This window comes from Bradyrhizobium sp., from assembly GCF_035309285.1.
GTDB lineage: Bacteria > Pseudomonadota > Alphaproteobacteria > Rhizobiales > Xanthobacteraceae > Bradyrhizobium.
Genome location: NZ_DATGFH010000126.1, coordinates 1 through 22,442 on the forward strand (window position 1 = coordinate 1; position 22,442 = coordinate 22,442).

Below are 22,442 nucleotides of genomic sequence, written 5' to 3' on the forward strand. Positions count from 1 at the left end.
TGTCGGGGCCGACATAGTCTTCTATCCGCGCAGGAAGCAGGCAGACCTGGTCCCGGCTCTCGCCGCTCTTGAATGTGTGATTCGTCATAAACCGAATCGTACATCAATTGCCGGAAATGCCGAGTTCTTGCCCAGCCTCGACGGGTCATCGCAATCTCGCCAATTTTCAAGGTCGTAGCCCGCGTGCGCGTAGTGATACGTGGGACAATTTCCTCGATTTCGCTTCGCTTATTCGGGCTTCGCTTGTTGCGCATCCGACTTGATCCATATCAATTCCTTTTCCTGGTGATCGTTCTTAGCTCCAATAGGAAATACGAGAGACCGCAAGATGTTTAGAAACCTCTACGCTGGCGCGGTAGTACTGCTTTTGCTCTTGATTCAAGCTAGTTGGGGGGTCAACGCGCAGACGTCATCTGCAATAATAGATCAATTGCGAACGACGATAGGCCAGACCATTGGCGCACAGCCCGACACTGTCGAAATCGTTGTGAGCGGGAACGTCTTGACGATCTTGCGCGTCAACAGCAGCATGAACCAATCTACCCATGCTGGTCGCGATAACGAAGCAAATGCAATTGCGCCGATTGCTTCGAAAGCGATTGCGGGGTCCCCGGAGTTCAAGAAGCTTCATACCATCAGGGTGGAATACGTCGCCCGCTCGAAGCCGGGTGCCGCCCCAAGAGTCATTGACACGATTGATTTTCGAAAATCTCCCGCTGGTTCGTTCGAATTCCACATGACGTAGACCCGATGGCCGCTCGTAAGGCGGCTCCTGCAATAGCGGACGTCGCCGGAGACAGCGGAAGGACCACTTTCTGACTCATGCATCGCGGCAAATTGCGCCGAACACCCGCGCGATAGCTTTAACGCTAGTACGTGCGCTCCTCGGGGTACCGGGCTTGTTAGGCTCCGTCGCCTCGCGAGATCACGGCGTATCGGGCCGAAGGCCGATATCGCCAATCCGCGAGACTTGATCCCAGCGTCGGGGACCGGGACTACACGACTTCGCCGTCCGTCGGGTCATCGCAATCTCGCCACCATTCAAGGTCGCGGTCAACGTAGCCCGCGTGAGCGCCGCGATACGCGGGACGATTCCTACGGGCTATGGGCCGGGACGGGAGATCAGCCCTCCTCGGTTCATCCGCGGGTACTCCACCGACGACGTTTGGACGCCGAATCGCCCAAAAACGCGACTAACGGCGGGTTCCAGCCGATGCGGTCGGATGCAGATTGATGGCGTTCCCTGTGCGTCCCGAAAACCAGGGATGGGTCTTCAAGCCGCAGGTGTCATTCGTCGTGCCGACGCAGTCGCCCGCATTCCCGACAGTGTTCTTGAAATGACCCAGGTTCGGCCCCTGCTTGATGCAGTTGCGCGTACCGGGATTACACAGTGCCAGGGCCGGCTCACTCGCGATCACGACTGTCAGCGTCGCCGCGACGAGGACGATGGACGTTCTGATTATCGATGTGGATTTCATGAGACTCTCTCCTTGTGAACTGGCGGGCCAGCAGGGTCCGCCGTTGCCCGTTGGTACAGCAGAGAGTCTCATTCGGTTTGTGATGGCCGTCACAAAATGATCGAGTCTTAAATCGCGGCGCGGCTGAAGTTGTTGTGCGATCTCGTCGGCCATTGCCACAGCGAAGCGTTTTTGCGCGTTGTGGATGAGCGGCGGATTACGCTAGCGCTGATCCGCCCTACGGATTTAGGCAATCAATCCGGCCGCGTCAGCTCGGCGACGGGGATGTTGCTCATGCCGCCCTTGTCGCGGTGGGGACGCGAATTGTCCTTGTCCTTGTTCTTCAGCATCTCTTTCAGATAGGCGACGTTGGCGGCCGCCTCGTCCGGCGGCAGGTCGCGTTTGACGATTTCCTCGGCCTCGGCAAAGCGGCCCTGCAAGCCGACCACGAGACCGAGGTTCTGCCGCACCGTCGCGCTCGCCTTGGGGTTGGCGTAGGCCTGACGCAGCGCCGCCTCCGCGTTCGGCAGATCCTTCGACAGCATGTAGGACATGCCCATGTTGGAAAGCACGGAGGGCTCACCGGGCACGATCTTCAGCGCGCTCTCGTAATAGCGGCGCGCCTCGTCGTGGCGGCCCATCTGGTCGAGCGTGGTGCCCTGCACCGACAGGATGCGCCAGTCGGGATTGTCGGGCGTATGCGCGCGCGACAGCACGTCGAACGCCTGCTGGAACTCGCCGTTGTCGGCGAGCGCGCGGCCCCAGCCGGCGAGCAGCGCCTTGTTGCCGGGATGGGTGATGCAGGCCTGCTCGAGCACGGCAGCGGCCTGGGTGTGCTGGCCGTTGAGGCGCAGCGCCTGGCCATAGGCGAGCGCGATATCGGCATCCTTGGTATTGGCCCGGTAGCGCTCGCCGTAATAGTCGACGGCGCGCTGCGGATCGGTAACGGGGCTCGGTTCGGCGCTCGACGTCAGCGAACCCGTGACGTCGGACATGGTCTGGCAACCGCCGAGACTCGCGGCCAAGAGGGCGGCGACCGCCGCGGATGCAAGAAACCGGGCCAAGCCGGGCTGCTGACGCTGCTGCACTGTGACTCTCGCGCTGGACCGAGCCGAACGCGTCAGCAATAAATGGTTAACCCTAACGGCTGGTTAATTTGCGGCGAAATGGGTCGTCTCAATATTCGATCGCCAGGCGCTTCCTGATCTCGTCGAGGCGCTTCTCGATCGCACTGAAGCGCTCATGCACGGCGCGGTCGTGCAGGTAGAACAGGTAGCCGCCAACGAGAAAGCCGAAGATCCAGTGATGGGTCTCGACATAGCCCAGCACCGCCTCGACCGAGTGACCCATGAAAGCACCGATGCTCCACACTACGTCCATCTTGTTTCCCCGGCATCCAGAAGCGGCCGAAATCTACCATGGCGGGCCAAGCCGCGTGTAGCGCATTTGCAACCTAAAGCGCGATGATTTGCGGATGACGCATCGCGCTTTAGGTCTTTTGTTTGCGCATGATCTTTTCGGACCTGCCTTCGCCCGCCGAAGCGTCAAGCCACATGGACTGCTCGTCCCAGGGCTTCGCGCAGGCGGGAAACCGCTACACACTTTTCCGGATCACGCGCTGCGCCGGCCTTGACGATTGCGAAAACTCTGCGAAGTCTCAGTGCTCCAACCCGAAGACAAGCAACGCATGCCATCGATATTCGCGACCGATCCGAACGCTCCCGTTATCCCGATCACATTTGCGACAAAATCAAGCTGGGACGCGATCCGCGCCACGCTGCCGGCGTCCGCCGCCCGGTTCGCAGCCGCGAACGGATTTGCCGCCAAGCCAGGCGCGTATCTGGCGCTGCCCAATTCCGACGGGACAATCGCGTACGTGCTGTTCGGCCTGGAGGACGAGGCCGCGAAATCCCGCGATCTGTTCCGGCCTGGCGCCCTGCCCGGCCTGTTGCCCGCGGGTGTCTATCGCTTTGCCAATGCGCCGCATGATACGCGGCTTGCCGCGCTCGCCTTTGCGCTCGGCAGCTATCGCTTTGGCCGCTACCGCAAGGCGGAGCCGCCCGACATCAAGCTGGTGCCGCCAGACGGCGTCGACGCCGCCGACATCACGCGCATGGCCGAAGCCGCGACGCTGGCGCGCGACCTCATCAACACCCCTTCGAACGATATGGGCCCGGTCGAGCTGCAGCGCGCCGCCCAGGAGCTCGCCGAAAGCTATGGCGCGAGCTTCAAGTGCATCATCGGCGACGATCTGCTCACCCAGAATTTCCCGCTGATCCATGCTGTCGGCATGGCCTCGCCCCGGGCGCCGCGGCTGATCGAGTTGTCATGGGGCGACCCCAGCCATCCCAAGGTGACGCTGGTCGGCAAAGGCGTCTGCTTCGACACCGGCGGGCTCGACCTGAAACCATCGAGCGGCATGCTGGTCATGAAGAAGGACATGGGCGGCGCGGCCAATGTTCTGGCGCTGGCGCAGATGGTGATGGATGCCGCCTTGAAGATGCGGCTGCGCGTGATCATCCCTGCGGTCGAGAATGCGGTGGCCGGCAATGCGTTCCGGCCGCTCGACATCTTCAACTCGCGCAAGGGCATCACGGTCGAGATCGGCAACACCGATGCCGAGGGCCGGCTGATCCTCGCCGACGCGCTGGCGCTGGCCGACGAGGAGAAGCCTGAGCTCCTGATCGACATGGGCACGCTGACCGGCGCGGCGCGGGTGGCACTGGGGCCGGATTTACCTCCCTTTTACACCGACGATGAGACGCTTGCGCTCAACGTCGCGCGCTGCGCAAGAGAGGAGAACGATCCGTTGTGGCGCATGCCGCTGTGGCCGCCTTACGATAGCTGGCTCGATTCGAAGGCCGCCACCATCACCAACGCGCCGTCGGGCACGTTCGCGGGCTCGATCACCTGCGCGCTGTTCCTGCAACGCTTTGTCGAGCACGCGAAAAGCTGGCTGCATTGCGATATCTATGCCTGGACGCCATCGGCAAAACCGGCGCGGCCCGAGGGCGGTGAATGCCAGGCCGCGCGGGCGATCTACAAGCTCCTGGGCGAACGCTATGCGTGATCCTCGCCTGACGCCCGCCCGTCCCGACCTCGCCGCGAAACATCTCGAGGGCAAGGTTTCCGCGGCGCGCTTTGTCGCTGGCGAAGAGTTGGAGGTGATCGAGGCGATCGCGCCGCTTCGCCGCGCGCCGGCTTCCGATGCCGAGCTGATGACGCAGGCGTTGAAGGGCGAGCGCGTCACCATCTACGACCGCAACGGCGTGGGCTGGGCCTGGGGTCAGCTCAAGGCCGACGGCTACGTCGGCTGGCTGCCGGACGGCGCGCTTGGCAAGCCGACTGCCGCGCCGACGCATACGGTGACGGCGCTGTCGACCCTCGCCTTTCCCGGCCCCTCGATCAAGCTGCCGCCGGTCGAGATGCTTCCCATGACCGCGAAGACGACGGTGACGCGCGAAGACGGCGCATTCGCGATCACGCGTGAGGGCCGCTATCTGCCGCGAGTGCATCTCGGACCGCTGGACGCGAAGGCGGCGGATTTCGTCGCTATCGCCGAACGCTTCGTCGGCACGCCCTATCTCTGGGGCGGCAAGAGCAGCCTTGGCATCGACTGCTCCGGCCTCGTGCAGCTCTCGCTGCACGCCGCCGGCATCGCAGCCTTGCGCGACAGCGACATGCAGCAGGCCTCGCTCGGGCATCCGCTCGATCCCGCCGAGTGGACGAGACTCAAGCGCGGCGATCTCCTGTTCTGGACCGGCCACGTCGCAATCGCGCGCGACGAGAACACCATCGTGCACGCCAACGCGCATCACATGGCGACCGTGATCGAGGGCACTGGCGAAGCGATCGCGCGCATCAAGGCGGCGGGGAGCGAGCTGGTCGCGGTGAAGCGGCTCTAGGTAGAGCGTGATGAGGTTTTGATAAGGATCGCTCCGCCCGCAAATCTTCCTTCTCCCCTTGTGGGAGAAGGTGGCGCGCGAAGCGCGCCGGATGAGGGGTTGCATCCGCGGGCACAACAGGCCATTCACCGGACGGAGAGAAACCCCTCACCCGGAACGCATCTTCGATGCGTTCCGACCTCTCCCACAAGGGGAGAGGTAGACCGAGGCGCGGCGAACGATTCAATAAAAACGCGTCGTCCCGTTTTAGCTCGCGACCGAGCTGTCGGCGGTGGCTTCGTTGCGGAAGGCGGCGGCGAACAGCGCGCGGGTATAGTCGGTCTTCGGGGCCTTGAACAAGGCCGAGGCCGGCCCCTCCTCCACCACCTTGCCCTGCCGCATCACGATCAGATGGCTCGCGAGCGAAGCGACCACGCGCAGATCGTGCGATATGAACATGTAGGTCAGATCGCGCTTGCGCTGCAGCTCGCGCAACAGATCGACCATCTGCGCCTGCAGCAGCATGTCGAGCGCGCTGGTCGGCTCGTCCAGCACCACGAAATTCGGTTCCAGCACCGCCGCGCGCGCAATCGAGATGCGCTGGCGCTGGCCGCCGGAAAATTCGTGCGGATAGCGGGTCCGCCATTCCGGCTTGAGGCCGACATCCTCCATCGCCTTGACCACCCGCGCCTCGCGCTCCTCGCGCGAGAGCTGCTTTTGATGAACCAGGAGGCCTTCGGCGATGATGTCGCCGACCGACATGCGCGGGCTCAAGGAGCCGAAGGGATCCTGGAACACGATCTGCATGTCGCGGCGGAACGGCCGCATTGCCTTGAATTTCAGCCCCTGGATGTTGTTGCCCAGGAACACGATCGGCCCCTCGGAGGAAATCAGCCGCAAGAGCGCCAGCCCGAGCGTGGTCTTGCCGGAGCCGGATTCGCCGACCACGCCGAGCGTCTCGCCCTTGCGCACCGCGAGGCTGACGCCATCGACCGCCTTGATATGCCCGACAACGGATCGCAGGAACCCGCGCTTGATCGGGAACCAGACCTTGAGGTCCTTGGCGGAGATCACGACGGGCTGTCCCGGCCGCGGCGGCGCCGGGTCGGGCCGGGGCTCGGCGGCGAGCAGCGCCTTGGTGTACGGATGCTTCGGCGCATTGAAGACCTGCTCGACCGGCCCCTGCTCCACGATCTCGCCATTCTTCATGACGCAGACGCTGTCCGCGATGCGGCGGACGATGCCGAGATCATGGGTGATGAACAGCAGGCTCATGCCGAGCCGCCCGCGGATCTCCGCGAGCAACGCCAGGATCTGCGCCTGCACGGTGACGTCGAGCGCGGTGGTCGGCTCGTCGGCGATCAACAGGTCGGGCTCGTTGGCCAGCGCCATCGCGATCATGACGCGCTGGCGCTGGCCGCCGGACAACTGATGCGGATAGGCTCCGAGGCGCGTTTCCGGATCGGGAATTCCGACCTGCCGCAACAGCTCGAGCGTCCGCGCCCGCGCCATCTGGTTGCTGACGGGGTTGTGGAGCTGGATCATCTCGGTGATCTGCGCCTCAATCGTGTGCAACGGATTGAGCGAGGTCATCGGCTCCTGGAAGATGATCGAGATGTCGTTGCCGCGGATGCCGCGGATCCGGCTCTCCGACAGCGACAGCAGCTCCTGCCCCTTGAAGCGGATGCTGCCGGTCGGATGCGATGCCGCCGGATAGGGCAAGAGCTTCAGCACCGACAGCGCGCTGACCGACTTGCCGGAGCCGGATTCGCCGACAAGGGCCACGCATTCGCCGCGCTTGATCTCGAACGAGATGCGGTCGACCGCGAGCGAGGTCTTGCCCTGCTGGCGGAAGGCCACCGAGAGATCGCGAATAGTGAGCAGCGGCTGGTTGACGGCGTCCATGCGATCCCCTCAAACAAACGTCTTGCGTGGATCGAAGGCGTCGCGCACCGCTTCGCCGATGAAGATCAACAGCGACAGCATGATGGCGACCGAGAAGAAGCCGGCAAGGCCGAGCCACGGCGCCTGGATGTTGGCCTTGGCCTGCGACAGCAATTCGCCGAGCGACGGCGAGCCCGGCGGCAGGCCAAAGCCCAGGAAGTCGAGCGCGGTCAGCGTCATCACCGACGACGACACGATGAAAGGCAGGAAAGTCATGGTGGCAACCATCGCGTTCGGCAGCAGATGGCGGAACATGATGGTGACGTTGGAGACGCCGAGCGCGCGGGCAGCCTGGATGTACTCGAAATTGCGGCCGCGCAGGAATTCGGCGCGCACAAGGCCGACCAGCGTCACCCAGGAGAACAGCGCCATGATGCCGAGCAGAACGAAGAAGCCCGGCGGCAGCACAGCCGAGATGATCAGCAGCAGATAGAGGTAGGGAATCGAATTCCAGATTTCGATGAAGCGCTGGAAGCCGAGATCGATCCAGCCGCCGAAATAGCCCTGCACGCCGCCGGCGATGACGCCGACGATCGAGGAGATCACGGTCAGGCTGAGGCCGAACAGCACGGAAATGCGGAAGCCGTAGATCAGGCGCGCCAGCACGTCGCGGCCGTTCGCATCGGTGCCGAGCCAGTTGTATTCGAGGTCGCGGCAGCCGCTCAAGTGCTTCTGCTCGACAATGGGCTTGCACTGCTTCTCGGTCAAATGCCAGGTCGGTGGCGAGGGCGCTGGCGTCGGCGAGTCGCGATTGATGGTGCTGTAGGAATAGTGGACCGGCGGCCAGATGATGCTGCCGCCCTTGGCCGCGATCTGCTTCTGCAAATAGGGATCGCGATAGTCGGCCGCGGTCTCGAAGTCGCCGCCGAAGGTGGTTTCGGCATAGCTGAACAGCACCGGCCAGTAGAGATGGCCGTCATACCTGACCATCAGCGGTTGGTCGTTGGCGATCACATTGGCAAACAGCGACGTCACGAACAGGACGAGGAAGATCCAGAACGACCAGTAGCCGCGCTTGTTGGCCTTGAAGTTCTCCCAGCGTCGACGATTCAGCGGCGAAGGGACAAACGCATGCTGTGTGGCCGGCGCGGCCTCGCCGAGCGGCGAGGTCGTGGTGCTCTCAACGGGCTTGCGCTCCGTAATCGTCATCAGACCTCCCGCGCCTCGAAATCGATCCTCGGATCGACCCACATATAGGTAAGATCGGAGATCAGATTGACCACGAGGCCCAGCAACGCGAAGATGTAGAGCGTCCCGAACACCACGGGATAATCGCGGTTGAGCACGCTTTCGAATGAGAGCAGGCCGAGCCCGTCGAGCGAGAAGATGGTCTCGATCAACAGCGAGCCGGAGAAGAAGGCGTGGATGAACGCGCCCGGGAAGCCCGCGATCACGATCAGCATGGCGTTGCGGAACACATGATTGTAGAGCACCTGCCGCTGGCTGCAGCCCTTGGCGCGCGCGGTCATGACATATTGCTTGCGGATCTCGTCGAGGAACGAGTTCTTGGTGAGCAACGTCATGGTCGCGAAGGCGGAGAGCCCCATCGCGATCAGGGGCAGCGTGAGGTGCCAGAAATAGTCGATGATCTTCCAGTACCAGGGAAATTGCGACCAGCCGTCCGAGGTCAAGCCGCGCAGCGGAAACCAGTTGAGGAACGAGCCGCCGGCGAACAGGATGATCAACAGGATCGCAAACAGGAATCCCGGGATCGCAAAGCCGATGATGATCACGGCCGAGGTCCAGGTGTCGAACGGCGTCCCGTCCTTGACCGCCTTGCGGATGCCGAGTGGAATCGAGATGAGATAGCCGAGCAGCGTCATCCAGATGCCGAGCGACATCGATACCGGCAGCTTTTCCTTGATCAGGTCGATCACGCTGATGTCGCGGAAATAGCTCTTGCCGAAATCGAACCGCGCGTAGTTCCACACCATCAGCGCGAAGCGTTCCGGCGCCGGCTTGTCGAAGCCGAACTGCTTTTCCAGGCTCTTGACGAATTCCGGATCGAGGCCCTGCGCGCCCCGGTATTTCGAGTTGACGGCTTCCGCCCCGGCGCCGTTGACCGGGCCGCGATTGGCGAGATCGCCGCCGCCGCCGGAGACGCGCGACAGGCCGCCGGTGTCAGCGCCCGAGAGCTGGGCGATGACGCGGTCCACCGGACCGCCCGGCGCAAACTGCACGACCAGGAAGGAGACAAAGAGAATCCCGAGCAGGGTCGGCAGCATCAGCAGGATTCGGCGGGCGATATAGGCGCTCATGATCTACTTCGCCTGATCAAGTTTGGCCGCCTTGACGGCATCGAACCACCAGTTCTCGGGCGCACCCGTCCCTGACGCATATTTCGGCGGCTTCTCCGGGTGACTGAACTGATCCCAATAGGCGACCGGATGCGTGGTGCGATACCATTGCGGCACCCAATAGCGCCCCGCGCGGAACACGCGATCGAGGGCGCGGCAAGCGATGTTCAACTCCTGGCGCGTTCCAGCCGCGATGGCCTTTTCGATCAGCGCGTCGATGGCCGGACTCGCGATGCCGGACAGGTTATACGAGCCCTTGATGGCGGCAACCTGCGACGAAAAATATGAACGCAGGCTGTCGCCCGGCGTCGGCGAGAAATTCATGCGCTGGATTGTGACGTCGAAGTCGAATTCCTCGACCCGGGCGCGGTACTGCACCGCGTCGACGAGGCGGATCTCGGCTTGAACTCCGATACGAGCGAGATTCTTGATGAAGGTCCCGTGATGCGGCTCGAACGAGGGCTCGTCGATCAGAAACTCGATTTTCAGCACGTTGCCGTTCGGCAGAACGCGCTTGCCGTCCTTGATCGGCAGACCGGCGTCCTGCAGCAATTGCTGCGCCTTGCGCAGCATGGCGCGGTCCTGTCCCGAGCCATCGGAAGCCGGCGGCACATAGGGCTCGCCGAACACTTCGTCCGGCACCTGACCGCGAAATGGCTCGAGCAGCTTCAGCTCTTCCGGAGAAGGCTCGCCTGCGGCCACCATATCGGAGTTCTGGAACGGCGAGACGGTGCGCGTATAGGCGCCGTACATGATGGTCTTGTTGGTCCATTCGAAATCGAAACAGTTGATCAGCGCCTCGCGCACCCGCGCATCCCTGAACTGCTCGCGGCGGGTATTGATCATCCAGCCCTGACCGCCCGACGGCGTGTCGTCCGGAATCAATTCGCGCTTGACCCGCCCGTCCTTGATCGCCGGGAAGTCGTACCGCGTGGCCCAGATGCGCGCGGTGAACTCTTCGCGGTACAGGTAGCTCTTCGCGGTGAAGCCTTCGAAGGCGACGTCGCGGTCCCGATAGAATTCGTAGCGCACCGTGTCGAAATTGTAGCTTCCACGGTTGATCGGAAGATCGGCCGCCCACCAGTCCTTCACCCGATTGAACTCGATGAAGCGGTTGATCTCGAAATTGCCGACCTTGTAGGGGCCCGAGCCGAGCGGCGCATCGAGCGTGCTCTCCTCGAATGAACGTGTGGCGTAATAGGCCTTCGAGAAGATCGGCAGGCCCGCGACATAGAGCGGAACGTCGCGCGCGCGCTTCGGCTTGAAGGTCGCGACGACGGTGGCATCGTCAACCGCTTCCGCCTTCACGAAGTCGCGAAGCTGAACCACGATCAGCGGGTGACCTTTTTCCTTCAGCGTATTGAACGAGAAGGCCACGTCGGCCGCGGTGATCTTCGAGCCGTCATGAAACCGCGCCTCGGGACGGAGCGTGAAACGATAGGTGAGTTTGTCCGGCGAAATCCGCACCGACTTCGCGACAAGGCCATACATCGCGTCCGGCTCGTCGTTGGCCCGCCCCATCAGGGACGCAAAGGTCAGGTCCATGCCCTGCGCCCCCTCGCCCTTCAGCACATAGGCGTTGAGCGAATTGAAGGTAAAAAAGTTCTGGTTATAGGCGCGGGTCGATGGGATCGTTGAAAAGAGGCCACCCTTGGGAGCGTTCGGATTGACGTAATCGAGGTGAGGGAAATCCGCAGCGTATTTCAGATCCCCAAAGGACGAGAGGCCATGAACCTCGGCCGCGGCCGCGGCGCCGCCTTCTGGGTCCGCCGCTATAGCGGGCCGCAACCATGGCGCCGATAGCGCACCGGCAGCAAGGCCGAGCGCGTGCCGGCGCGACAGCAGAAGCGGGCGAGGCGGCCGGTTCAAGAGCGTCCGCCCGTCTTGGCCGCCTTCGCGGCATCCCACCACCACACCGTGGGGAAGGCCGAAACGCCGTACTTGGGCAGCGGATCGGGATGGCTGAAGCGGTCCCAGCGCGCATAGCGCTCAAAGCCATAGGTGAACTGCGGCACCACGTAGAAATTCCACAACAGCACGCGGTCCATCGCCTTGCAGGCGGCGACCAGTTCCGCGCGATCCTTGGCAAAAATGATGCGGTCGATCAGCGTGTCGATCGCGGGGTTCTTGATGCCGGGAAGGTTGCGGCTGCCGGGATGGTCGGCGGAAGCGGAGCCGAAGTAATCACGCTGCTCGTTGCCGGGCGAGATCGACTGCCCCCACAGTGTGGTTGTGAGATCAAAGTCGAAACTGCGGATGCGATTCTGATACTGCACATCGTCGACGGTACGAACGCTCACGGTGAGGCCGAGCCGGTCCAGGCCCTGCTTGTAGAACAGCGCGATGCGTTCGTCATTTGGATCCCTGCAAAGGATTTCCAGGCTGACGGGCTGGCCCTTGGCGTCGACCAGCTTGCGATCCTTGGCCACGAAACCCGCGTCCTTCAGAAGGTGCAGGGCCTCGCGCAGGTTGGTGCGCACGTTCTCCGAATTGCCGTTGACCGGGTTCTGATAAGGCGTCGTGAAGACTTCCGGCGGCACCTTGTCGCGAAGCGGCTCAAGGATCTCCAGCTCCTTGCCTTCGGGCAGGCCCGTAGCCATGAACTCCGGAATACCGTCGAAATAGCTGTCGTCGCGCTTGTACACGCCAGTGGAGAGCACGCGGTTCTCTTCCTCGAAATCGAAGGCGAAATTGAGCGCGCGACGCACCCTCACGTCCTGGAATTGCGGGCGGCGGAGATTGATCGCCCAGCCCTGCATCCGGCCGCTGTTACGAATCGGAAACAGCTCCTTGATCACTCGCTTGTCGCGCGCTGCGGGAAAGTCATAGGACGATGCCCATTCCTTGGCGCTGCGCTCCAGCATCCAGTCGATGTCGTCGGCCTTGAAGGCTTCCCGGGCCGGCAGATCGTCGCGGAAATAGTCCCAGCGCAGCTCATCGAAGTTGTTCTGACCGATATTGACGGGAATATCCTTGCCCCAATAATCCTTGACCCGCTCCAGCACGATGCTGCGGCCGGCGTCGAATTGCTTGACGCGATAGGGTCCAGAGCCCAGCGGAATTTCCAGCGTCGTCTGGGTGATGTCGCGCTTCTTGCCCTGCGCGTCCGTGCCCTCCCACCAATGCTTCGGAAACACGGTGAGCTGCCCGGTGATCGTCGGCAGCTCGCGGTTGCCCGGGCCGTCGAACGTGAACTTGACGTCGCGGTCGCCAACCTGCTCGCATTTTGTGATATGCCGGTAGTACGCGCTGAACATCGGACTGTTCTTCTTCAGCGCGTTGAAGGAGAAAATCACGTCGTCGGGCGTGACCGGCTTGCCGTCGTGCCAGCGCGCCGCCGTGCGCAGGCGGTAGATCACGTAGGAGCGATCCTCGGGATGGGCCGCGGCCTCAGCCAGCAGGCCGTAGTTGGCGTCGGGCTCGTCAAGCGACGGGGTCAAGAGCGTCTCATAGATCAGCCCGACGGCGCCGGCCGTGTTTCCCTTGAAGCCGGCGACCACGATGTTGAAATTATCGAAGGTACCGACCTGATACTGCCGCACCGAACCGCCCCTGGGGGCATCGGGATTGACATAGTCGAAACGCTTGAAATCGGCGGGGTACTTCACACCGCCGAACAGCGACAGTGCGTGGTGCCAGGGCAGCTCGGTTTGCGCTTGGGCTTTGGCGGTTTCGATGATGGGCACGCCCGCGAGCGTACCGAGGGCCGGAGTGACAGCGGCAAAAGTGCCGCTCTGCAGGAGCTGCCGTCGGGTAATTGCCAAATCAGAAATCCTTTTCGTGCGATCGCCCTGCCATTTCAGGGCAATATAAGGCAACGATTCGACCACTGACGTTGCTTTTTCCTCATGTAAGCAGGCGCTTGTGCGGCGAAACGTCCCAATGACCGGGTTGCGAGACCAAAGTCGCAAATGAAAACGGCCAGGCAAGCCTGGCCGTTTCGAAACGATGTTCACAAGGTGCGGAGGACCGTCAGCCGCACGTCTTCACTTCGAGGCAACCGGTAGCGGAACCGGGTTGTCCGACAGCGTGTGCAGATAGTCGATCACGTCGGCGCGCTGGCTGTCCTTCTGAATACCGGCGAAACCCATTGCTGTTCCGGGAATAAAGGCCTTGGGGTTGGTGAGAAACTTGTTCAGGTCGTCATAAGTCCAAGTGCCGCCCTTGGCCTTCATGGCAGCCGAGAAATTGAAGCCGTTTCGGCCCTCGCCTCTCTTGTCGCCGACGATGCCGTAGAGATTGGGACCAACACGGTTGGGGCCGTTCTTCTCGAAGGTGTGGCAAGTCAGGCAAACCTTCGCGGCGGCCTGGCCCTTCTCGACCGAAGCGGTCTGCAGGAGCTTCTCGATCGGCTCGGAGGGAGCGGCCGCGGCCTCCTTGGTCGCTGCCCCCTTCTCCTTGACGGCGATGGCAAAGCCCGGCTTCTGCGGCGGCTTGGAGGCAAACAGCGCGCTGGCGGTAAAGCTCGTCACCAGCAAGACGATACAGGTGGCGAGCACCGCACCGATGATCTTATTCAGTTCGAAGGAGTCCATCTTGGCTCAGGCTCCAGGCCGGAAAGGGTCGAGAAATACGGCCGAACCGGCCGCAGGAAAGGCCCAGGATTCGCTGTCGCAGCGCATCCCGGGCAGGCAGGAGATATCGGTTTGCCCAGGCTCTGGCAACCCGTATAAACGCGCCGACTTTTTCGCCATCCCCACCATTTCCGTCCCCTGTCAACCGCCTCCAGAACGCGCCTCCGATGACCCCAGACCGCACTTTGGTGCTGATTCCGGCCCGCCTCGCCTCGACCCGGCTGCCATACAAGCCGCTCCTTGAGATCGCCGGCCTGCCCATGATCGTGCACGTGTTGCGACGAGCGGAGGAAGCCGCAATCGGACGCGTGGCTGTCGCCACCGATACGCCCGAGATCGCTGACGTCGTGAAAGCCCATGGCGGCGAGGCCATCATGACCAGTCCCGACCACCCCTCGGGGTCGGACCGCATCCATGAGGCCATGCAGAAGCTCGATCCGAAAGCCGCGGCCGAGATCGTGGTCAATCTGCAGGGCGATTTTCCGACCATCTCGGCGGACAATATCCGCGACGTGCTGCCCCCGCTGGCCGATCCCGCCGTCGACATCGCAACCCTGGCCTCCCGGATCCACACCGAGGAGGAAGACCGCGCACCGAGCGTGGTGAAGGCGGTGGGAACCTCGCTCGGCGGACGGCGGATGCGGGCGCTCTATTTCACCCGCGCGACCGCCCCCCACGGCGACGGCCCGCGCTATCACCATATCGGCCTCTACGCCTATCGACGGGCGGCGCTGGAGCGCTTCGTGTCGCTGCCGCCCTCGCCCTTGGAAATGCAGGAGAGCCTGGAACAGCTCCGGGCGCTGGAAGCCGGCATGCGGATCGACATCACCATCGTCGATACCGTGCCGCGCGGGGTCGACACCCTCGCCGACCTCGAAACCGCCCGCCGGATACTGGCGAAACCTTAAGCGGCTGCTACAAGGCGACCGAGAAACGATAGTAACAACACCATGACCCAGAAGCTGAAAATCGCGTTCCAGGGCGAGCCGGGCGCCAATTCCCACATCGCCATCGTCGAGGCCTATCCCGACGCCGAGCCTTTGCCCTGCGCGACCTTCGAGGATGCGCTCGCCGCGATCTCCTCGGGCGATGCCGATCTCGGCATGATCCCGATCGAGAATTCGGTTGCCGGCCGCGTCGCCGACATTCATCACCTCCTGCCCGATTCAAGGCTTCATATCGTCGGCGAATGGTTCCTGCCGATCCGCCACCAATTGATGGCGCCGAAGGGCGCCCGGCTCGCGGACATCAAGACCGTCGAGAGCCATGTCCATGCGCTCGGGCAATGCCGCCGCATCATCCGCAAGCTTGGCTTGAAGCCGATCGTGGCAGCCGATACCGCGGGCAGTGCCCGTGACATCGCCGAGCGCGGCGACAAGACCGTTGCTGCGATCGCCTCGCGCCTGGCGGCGAAAATCTACGGCCTCGACATCCTCGCCGAGGACGTCGAGGACGAGGCCCACAACACCACGCGCTTCGTGGTGCTGGCGCGCGAGGAGAAATGGGCCGAGCAGGGCTCCGGGCCGCTGGTCACCACCTTTGTCTTCCGCGTGCGCAACCTGCCCGCGGCGCTCTACAAGGCGCTTGGCGGCTTTGCCACCAACGGCGTCAACATGACCAAGCTCGAAAGCTACATGGTCGACGGCAATTTCTTCGCCACGCAGTTCTACGCCGATGTCGACGGCCATCCCCACGACAAGGCGCTCGCCTTTGCGCTGGAGGAGCTGAAATTCTTCTCGCGCGAATTCCGCATCGTCGGCGTCTATCCCGGCCACCCCTTCCGCGCGACATTCAGCGAGAAGCTGGAGTGAGCCAAGGTCATTCCGGGATGGTCCCAACGGGTCCGCGCGAAGCGCGGCCCGATGACAGGCTCCGGACCAGACCCGGGATCTCGGCCCACATCACTTCTGGATTCCGGGTTCACGCGCTGTGCGCGTGCCCCGGAATGACAATCAGGCCGCCACCTGCTTCGCCAGCCCAAACGCCTCCGCGAGCAGCGAATATGACGTCTTGCGTGCCTCGTGGTCGTAGATCGCGCTGATCACCATCAGCTCATCCGGCTTGCTCGCATCGATCATCGGCTGCAGCTTGGCCATCACGGTGGCAGGACTGCCGACAAACAGCCGCGAGCGGTTGCGCGCGATCGAAGCGCGTTCGGAATCCGTGTAACCGTAGGTCAACGCCTCCTCCGGGCTCGGCAACGGCGCATATTGGCCGCGGTCGCGGCGCAGCCGATTGAGATCCATTGATGATGCCAGCCGCTCGGCTTCCGCGTCGGTTTCGGCTGCGGCAATGGCGACCGCGAGGATCGCATGCGGCGTGGTGCGCCAGCCCGACGGCTTGAAGTGGGCGCGGTAGTTGATCATCGCATCGACCGCGTCGTGCATGGCGAAATGATGCGCGAAGGCGAAACCCATCCCCACCTGCGCGGCGAGCTCCGAACTATAGTCGCTCGAGCCAAGCAGCCAGATCGGCGGCAGCGGCGTATCGTCCGGCATCGCCACCACGCTGTTGTAGGGGTGACCTTGCGGGAAATCGCGTGTCTCCCACAGCGTCAATTCATGCAAGCGCTCCAGGAAATCGTCGCCCTCGCGGCGGTCGAGCCGGCTGCGCAGCGCATAGGCCGTGGCGCCATCGGTCCCTGGGGCGCGGCCGAGCCCTAGATCGATGCGGCCCGGAAACAGCGCCTCCAGCATCTTGAAGCGCTCGGCGACGACAAGCGGCGCATGGTTGGGCAGCATCACCCCGCCGGAGCCGACGCGAAGATTTTTCGTGACGGCGGCGATCTGCCCGATCATCACGTCCGGCGCGGGGCTAGCGACGGAAGCCAGATTGTGATGCTCGGCGAGCCAGTAGCGCACATAGCCGAGCCCATCGACATGGCGCGCCAGATCGATGCTGTTGCGCAGCGCCGCCGCGGGCCTGGTCTCGGTGGTGACGACGGAGAGGTCGAGGACGGAGAGCGGGATCATGGCTGTAAGCTAGTGGCCGCGCGCGGGCGGGCAATGGGGATTGGCGGGCATAGCCGATGCGCTGCAGCAACAGCCGACGACTGAGCTATTGGGACATGGAATGGACTATTCAATCATGTTTCAGGACTGCCCAACTCCACGATATCAAATATCACATTGATATTAATCATATTTATTATTTACTGCTTGGCCCAATTGATGCGTTATTCGAACCAAAGTAGCAATTTTCTGCGTAAATTGGGCAATTTCCCATTGCTATTGGGCTGTCTGGGCGACCGCGTTTGACCTATCTTAGCGCTTCCCAAGCTAAATCCGGCGCCCCCGAGCCGAACGAAGCGGAGTTGATGTTGCAATGACCGAGGTACCGCCGACCAGCCACGACGGGCCCCATGCGCCGCGACGGCCCAATATCTCCTTCGAGTTCTTTCCGCCCAAGACCGCGGAGATGGAGAAGAACCTCTGGGAGACCATCAACCGCCTGGCGCCGCTGGCGCCGAATTTCGTCTCCGTGACCTACGGCGCGGGCGGATCGACCCGCGAGCGCACCCATTCGACCATCGCTCGTATCCTGCGCGAGACCGCGCTGCTGCCGGCCGCGCATCTGACCTGTGTGGGAGCGGCGCGCGGCGAGATCGACGAGATCGTCGACCGTTATCACGAGGTCGGCGTCCGCCATATCGTGGCGCTGCGCGGCGACCCCGCGACCGGCATCGGCACGGCCTTTGTCGCCCATCCCGACGGCTACAAGACCTCGCCCGAGCTCGTCGCCGGCATCAAGAAGCGCCATCCCGACATCGAAATCTCGGTGGCGGGCTATCCCGAGAAGCACCCGGAGGCGCGTGACCTCGACGCCGACATCGACACGCTGAAGGCCAAGGTCGACGCCGGCGCGACGCGCGCGATCACGCAAGTCTTCTTCGATAACGACCTTTACTTCCGCTACCTCGACCGCGTGCGCGGGCGCGGCATCACCATTCCGGTCGTGCCCGGCATCATGCCGATGCACAATTTCAAGCAGGCCCGCAATTTCGTCACCCGCGCCGGTACTTCCGTGCCGGGCTGGCTTGCGGAAAAATTCGAAGGCCTCGACGACGACGGCGAGACACGGAAGCTGGTCGCCGCCACCGTCGCGGCCGGCCAGGTGCAAAAGCTCGCCAAGCATGGCGTCGACACCTTCCATTTCTACACCATGAACCGCGCCGATCTCGTGTTCGCGATCAGCCACCTGCTCGGCATCCGTCCGAACGGCGCCAAGAAAGCTGCTTAACGAAGGCCGCCTGATGTCCGTATCCGTCTCGCCCAAACGCACCGCGCTGATCGCCGCCGCCCGCGAACGCATCCTCGTGCTCGACGGCGCCATGGGCACCATGATCCAGGCCCTCGCACTCGACGAAGCCGCCTTCCGTGGCGAGCGTTTCAAGGATTTCCATCGCGACGTTCGCGGCAACAACGATCTTCTGATCCTCACCCAGCCCAAGGCGATCGAGGACATCCACGCTGCCTATTTGCGCGCCGGCGCCGATATCGTCGCGACCAACACCTTTTCCTCGACCGCGATCGCGCAGGCCGACTACGACATGTCGGACCTCGCCTATGAGCTGAACCGCGAGGGCGCAAAACTCGCGCGCGCGGCAGCCGAGCGCGTCGCACGCGAGGACGGCAAGCCGCGCCTTGTCGCCGGCGCCCTTGGCCCCACCAACCGCACCGCTTCGATCTCGCCCGACGTCTCCAATCCCGGCTACCGCGCCGTCACCTTCGACGATCTGCGCCGGGCCTATGGCGATCAGGCGAGAGGCCTGCTCGACGCCGGCGTCGACCTGCTGCTGGTCGAGACCATCTTCGACACGTTGAATGCCAAGGCGGCGCTCTACGCGATCTCCGAGCTCCTCGAAGAGCGCGGCATCGACGTGCCCGTGATGGTGTCCGGCACCATCACCGACAAATCCGGCCGTCTGCTCTCGGGGCAGATGCCGGAGGCATTCTGGAATTCTGTCCGGCATTCGAAGCCCATCACCATCGGCTTCAACTGTGCGCTCGGCGCCGAGGACCTGCGCGCCCACATCGCCGATATCGGCCGCGTCGCCGATACGCTGGTGTGCGCCTATCCCAATGCCGGCCTGCCCAATGAATTCGGGCAATATGACGAGACGCCCGGCTACATGGCCCGCCTGATCGGCGAGTTCGCCCGCGACGGCCTCGTCAATATCGTCGGCGGCTGCTGCGGCACTACGCCGGAGCACATCGCCGCAATTGCCGCGGCCGTCGCCCCGCACAGGCCGCGCATCGTCCCAGCCATCGAGCCGCGGCTCCGCCTCTCCGGCCTCGAGCCCTTTGCGCTGACGCCGGCCATCCCCTTCGTCAATGTCGGCGAGCGCACCAACGTCACGGGCTCCGCGCGCTTTCGCAAGCTGATCACCGCGGGCGATTACACCGCGGCGCTTCAGGTCGCACGCGACCAGGTCGAGAATGGCGCCCAGGTGGTCGACGTCAACATGGACGAGGGGCTGCTCGATTCCGAAGCCGCGATGCGGACCTTCCTCAACCTCGTCGCTGCCGAGCCCGACATCGCGCGCGTCCCCGTGATGGTCGACTCCTCGAAATTCCATGTGATCGAGGCCGGCCTGAAATGCGTGCAGGGCAAGGCGATCGTGAACTCGATCTCGATGAAGGAAGGCGAGGCGAAGTTCATCCACGAGGCGAAGATCGCGCGGCGCCACGGCGCGGCGGTCGTGGTGATGGCCTTCGACGAGAAGGGCCAGGCCGACACGTTCAAGCGCAAGACCGAAATCTGCAAACGCGCCTACGGCATTCTGGTCGACCAGCTCGGCTTCCCGCCGGAAGACATCATCTTCGATCCCAATATCTTCGCGATCGCGACGGGGATCGAGGAACACAACAATTACGGCGTCGATTTCATCGAGGCCACGCGCTGGATCCGCCAGAACCTGCCGGGCGCGCATGTCTCCGGTGGCGTCTCCAATCTCTCCTTCTCGTTCCGCGGCAACGAGCCGGTCCGCGAAGCGATGCATTCGGTGTTCCTGTATCATGCGATTCATGCCGGCATGGACATGGGCATCGTCAATGCCGGGCAGATGATCGTCTATGACGACATCGATCCGGAGCTGCGCCAGGTGTGCGAGGACGTCGTCCTCAACCGCGACCCCGGTGCCTCCGAGCGGTTGCTGGCGCTCGCCGAGAAATTCCGGGGCAAGCAGACACAGGCCAAGGAGAGCGACCTCGCCTGGCGCGAATGGCCGGTCGAGAAGCGCCTCTCTCATGCGCTGGTGCACGGCATCACCGAGTTCATCGAGGAGGACACCGAGGCCGCGCGGCAAAACGCGTCGCGTCCGCTCGACGTGATCGAGGGTCCCTTGATGGCCGGCATGAACGTCGTCGGCGATCTCTTCGGCGACGGCAAGATGTTTTTGCCGCAGGTGGTGAAGTCCGCGCGCGTGATGAAGCAGGCGGTCGCCTACCTCATGCCGTTCATGGAGGAGGAGAAGGCGCGTAACCTCGCAAGCGGCGTGGTCGGCGATGCCAGCCATTCCGCCGGCAAGATCGTGATGGCGACAGTGAAGGGCGACGTCCACGACATCGGCAAGAACATCGTCGGCATCGTGCTCCAGTGCAACAATTTCGAGGTCATCGATCTCGGCGTGATGGTGCCGGCCGCCAAGATCGTCGAGACCGTCAGGAGCGAGAAGGCCGACATCGTCGGCCTCTCCGGGCTGATCACGCCTTCGCTCGACGAGATGGCCTTCTTCGCCTCGGAGCTCGAGCGCGAAGGGCTGAAGGTGCCGCTCCTCATCGGCGGCGCCACCACGAGCCGCGTGCATACCGCCGTCAAGATCGACCCGAACTATCGCGCTGGTCCGGTGGTGCATGTCAACGACGCGAGTCGCGCGGTCGGCGTCGCCTCCGCGCTGATGTCTCCGGACAAGCGCGAGGCCTATGCCGCCGACGTGCGCGCCGAGTATGCGAAGATTTCGGCGGCGCATTTCCGCGCGCAGGCGGACAAGAAGCGGCTGAAGCTTTCCGCCGCCCGCGCCAATGCCGTGAAGATCGACTTTGCCGCAGCGCTGCCGAAGAAACCGACCTTCCTGGGCGTGCAGAGCTTTGCCGATTACGATCTGACCAAGCTCGTCGAGACCATCGACTGGACGCCGTTCTTCCAGACCTGGGAGCTTGCCGGTCGCTTCCCCGCCATTCTCGACGACCCCAAGGTCGGCGAGGCGGCCCGCGCGCTCTATGACGACGCGCGCAAGATGCTGGACCGCATCGTCAAGGAGAAATGGTTCACCGCGCGCGCCGTGATCGGCTTCTGGCCGGCCAATGCGGTCGGCGACGACATCGTCGTCTATGCCGATGAGGCGCGGACGAGCAAGATCGCGACGCTGCACACGCTGCGCCAGCAGCTCGAGAAGCGCGAGGGCCGCTTCAACGCCGCGCTCTCCGACTTCATCGCGCCCGCGACCTCCGGCGTACCCGACTATGTCGGCGGCTTCGTGGTTACCGCGGGGATCGGCGAGGACGTGATCGCCGACCGCTTCAAGAATGCCAATGACGATTACTCCTCGATCCTCACCAAGGCGCTCGCCGATCGGCTTGCCGAAGCCTTTGCCGAGCACATGCATGCACGCGTGCGCCGCGAGTTCTGGGGCTACGCGCCGGACGAGAGCCTCACCAACGAGGAGATGATCCTGGAGAAATACGCCGGGATTCGTCCCGCGCCCGGCTATCCCGCGCAACCCGATCACACCGAGAAGGCGACGCTGTTTCATCTGCTCGACGCCGAGACAAACGCCGGCGTCAAGCTGACCGAGAGCTTTGCGATGTGGCCGGGCTCGTCCGTGTCCGGTCTCTACCTTGGCAATGCCGAGAGCTTCTACTTCGGCGTCGGCAAGATCGAGCGCGATCAGGTCGAGGATTACGCCGCGCGCAAGGGCATGACGGCAGCGGAGGTCGAGCGCTGGCTCGCGCCGATCCTGAATTACATTCCCTCGCAGGATCAATCCGCCGAGGTGCGCGCGGTGAAAGAGGCAATGCCGACGGTCAAGCCCGCCGCCGCTCCGGCCAACGATATCGCCTCGCATCCGCCCGGCTGCACCTGCGCCGTGCACCTCGCCTGGCGCAAGAAGGCCGTGGGTGCAGGGTAAACTCCGTCGGCGCCGCATCTCCACCGTCAACCTTATGTCGTCGTCATGGCCGGGCTTGTCCCGGCCATCCACGTCTCGCAATATCGCGACATGGCAGTGAGCGTAGGGTGGGCAAAGGCGCACTTGCGCCGTGCCCACCATCTCTCTCGACATCGGTC

The 22,442-nt window shown here is 63.5% G+C and carries 17 protein-coding genes; 7 read left to right on the forward strand and 10 right to left on the reverse strand.

The window, feature by feature from the left end; translation table 11 throughout:
* Positions 1 to 328: 328 nt before the first annotated feature.
* Positions 329 to 745 carry a hypothetical protein gene (locus VKR55_RS23570; protein ID WP_324407089.1) on the forward strand — a complete coding sequence of 139 codons (417 nt, stop codon included), beginning with the start codon at positions 329 to 331 and terminating at the stop codon, positions 743 to 745.
* A gap of 448 nt (positions 746 to 1,193) precedes the next feature.
* Here VKR55_RS23570 and VKR55_RS23575 read toward each other — a convergent pair whose 3' ends face one another.
* The 3 genes from VKR55_RS23575 to VKR55_RS23585 form a co-directional block, all read right to left on the reverse strand.
* Positions 1,194 to 1,478 (reverse strand): hypothetical protein, encoded by a 285-nt coding sequence (locus VKR55_RS23575; protein ID WP_324407090.1) that lies wholly within the window; start codon positions 1,476 to 1,478, stop codon positions 1,194 to 1,196.
* Between the two features lie 233 nt (positions 1,479 to 1,711).
* Positions 1,712 to 2,521, reverse strand: a complete 810-nt coding sequence (locus VKR55_RS23580) for a tetratricopeptide repeat protein (RefSeq protein ID WP_324407092.1) — start codon at positions 2,519 to 2,521, stop codon at positions 1,712 to 1,714.
* 112 nt (positions 2,522 to 2,633) lie between these two features.
* Complete coding sequence (locus VKR55_RS23585) at positions 2,634 to 2,837, reverse strand: hypothetical protein (protein WP_324407094.1); 204 nt, start codon at positions 2,835 to 2,837, stop codon at positions 2,634 to 2,636.
* 307 nt (positions 2,838 to 3,144) lie between these two features.
* Here VKR55_RS23585 and VKR55_RS23590 point away from each other — a divergent pair, with 307 nt between their 5' ends.
* Together VKR55_RS23590 and VKR55_RS23595 are read left to right on the forward strand one after the other, a co-directional pair.
* Positions 3,145 to 4,527, forward strand: coding sequence for a leucyl aminopeptidase family protein (locus VKR55_RS23590; RefSeq protein ID WP_324407096.1), 1,383 nt, complete (start codon positions 3,145 to 3,147; stop codon positions 4,525 to 4,527).
* Positions 4,520 to 5,362: a C40 family peptidase gene (locus VKR55_RS23595; protein WP_324407098.1), complete on the forward strand. Its 843-nt coding sequence runs from the start codon at positions 4,520 to 4,522 to the stop codon at positions 5,360 to 5,362. The genes VKR55_RS23590 and VKR55_RS23595 overlap by 8 nt, the downstream gene beginning before the upstream one ends.
* Positions 5,363 to 5,608: 246 nt before the next feature.
* Here the strand turns inward: VKR55_RS23595 and VKR55_RS23600 are convergent, their stop codons facing one another.
* From VKR55_RS23600 to VKR55_RS23625, 6 genes are all read right to left on the reverse strand, one after another.
* A complete protein-coding gene (locus tag VKR55_RS23600) occupies positions 5,609 to 7,246 on the reverse strand; it encodes an ABC transporter ATP-binding protein (protein WP_324407100.1) in 1,638 nt (545 codons plus the stop codon).
* Positions 7,247 to 7,255: 9 nt separating this feature from the next.
* Positions 7,256 to 8,434, reverse strand: coding sequence for an ABC transporter permease (locus VKR55_RS23605; protein ID WP_324407102.1), 1,179 nt, complete (start codon positions 8,432 to 8,434; stop codon positions 7,256 to 7,258).
* Positions 8,434 to 9,543, reverse strand: coding sequence for a microcin C ABC transporter permease YejB (locus tag VKR55_RS23610; RefSeq protein ID WP_324407104.1), 1,110 nt, complete (start codon positions 9,541 to 9,543; stop codon positions 8,434 to 8,436). Before VKR55_RS23610 ends, VKR55_RS23605 begins: the two co-directional genes overlap by 1 nt.
* Positions 9,544 to 9,546: 3 nt before the next feature.
* Positions 9,547 to 11,451 carry an extracellular solute-binding protein gene (locus VKR55_RS23615; RefSeq protein WP_324407106.1) on the reverse strand — a complete coding sequence of 635 codons (1,905 nt, stop codon included), beginning with the start codon at positions 11,449 to 11,451 and terminating at the stop codon, positions 9,547 to 9,549.
* Complete coding sequence (locus VKR55_RS23620) at positions 11,448 to 13,346, reverse strand: extracellular solute-binding protein (RefSeq protein WP_324407108.1); 1,899 nt, start codon at positions 13,344 to 13,346, stop codon at positions 11,448 to 11,450. Before VKR55_RS23620 ends, VKR55_RS23615 begins: the two co-directional genes overlap by 4 nt.
* Before the next feature lie 222 nt (positions 13,347 to 13,568).
* Positions 13,569 to 14,117: a c-type cytochrome gene (locus VKR55_RS23625; RefSeq protein WP_324407109.1), complete on the reverse strand. Its 549-nt coding sequence runs from the start codon at positions 14,115 to 14,117 to the stop codon at positions 13,569 to 13,571.
* Between the two features lie 206 nt (positions 14,118 to 14,323).
* On the opposite strand from VKR55_RS23625, the gene VKR55_RS23630 reads away from it, so the two are divergent.
* Complete coding sequence (locus VKR55_RS23630; RefSeq protein WP_324407111.1) at positions 14,324 to 15,064, forward strand: 3-deoxy-manno-octulosonate cytidylyltransferase; 741 nt, start codon at positions 14,324 to 14,326, stop codon at positions 15,062 to 15,064.
* A gap of 42 nt (positions 15,065 to 15,106) precedes the next feature.
* On the forward strand, positions 15,107 to 15,967 hold the full coding sequence (locus tag VKR55_RS23635) for a prephenate dehydratase (protein ID WP_324407113.1): 861 nt from the start codon (positions 15,107 to 15,109) through the stop codon (positions 15,965 to 15,967).
* Between the two features lie 141 nt (positions 15,968 to 16,108).
* On the opposite strand, the gene VKR55_RS23640 is transcribed toward VKR55_RS23635, so the two are convergent.
* Positions 16,109 to 17,128, reverse strand: a complete 1,020-nt coding sequence (locus tag VKR55_RS23640; RefSeq protein ID WP_324407114.1) for an LLM class flavin-dependent oxidoreductase — start codon at positions 17,126 to 17,128, stop codon at positions 16,109 to 16,111.
* Positions 17,129 to 17,480: 352 nt separating this feature from the next.
* Between VKR55_RS23640 and metF the strand changes: the two genes are divergently transcribed.
* Together metF and metH are read left to right on the forward strand one after the other, a co-directional pair.
* A complete protein-coding gene (gene metF, locus VKR55_RS23645) occupies positions 17,481 to 18,395 on the forward strand; it encodes a methylenetetrahydrofolate reductase [NAD(P)H] (protein WP_324407116.1) in 915 nt (304 codons plus the stop codon).
* A 13-nt stretch (positions 18,396 to 18,408) separates the two neighbouring features.
* Positions 18,409 to 22,284, forward strand: coding sequence for a methionine synthase (gene metH, locus VKR55_RS23650; protein WP_324407117.1), 3,876 nt, complete (start codon positions 18,409 to 18,411; stop codon positions 22,282 to 22,284).
* Positions 22,285 to 22,442: the final 158 nt, after the last annotated feature.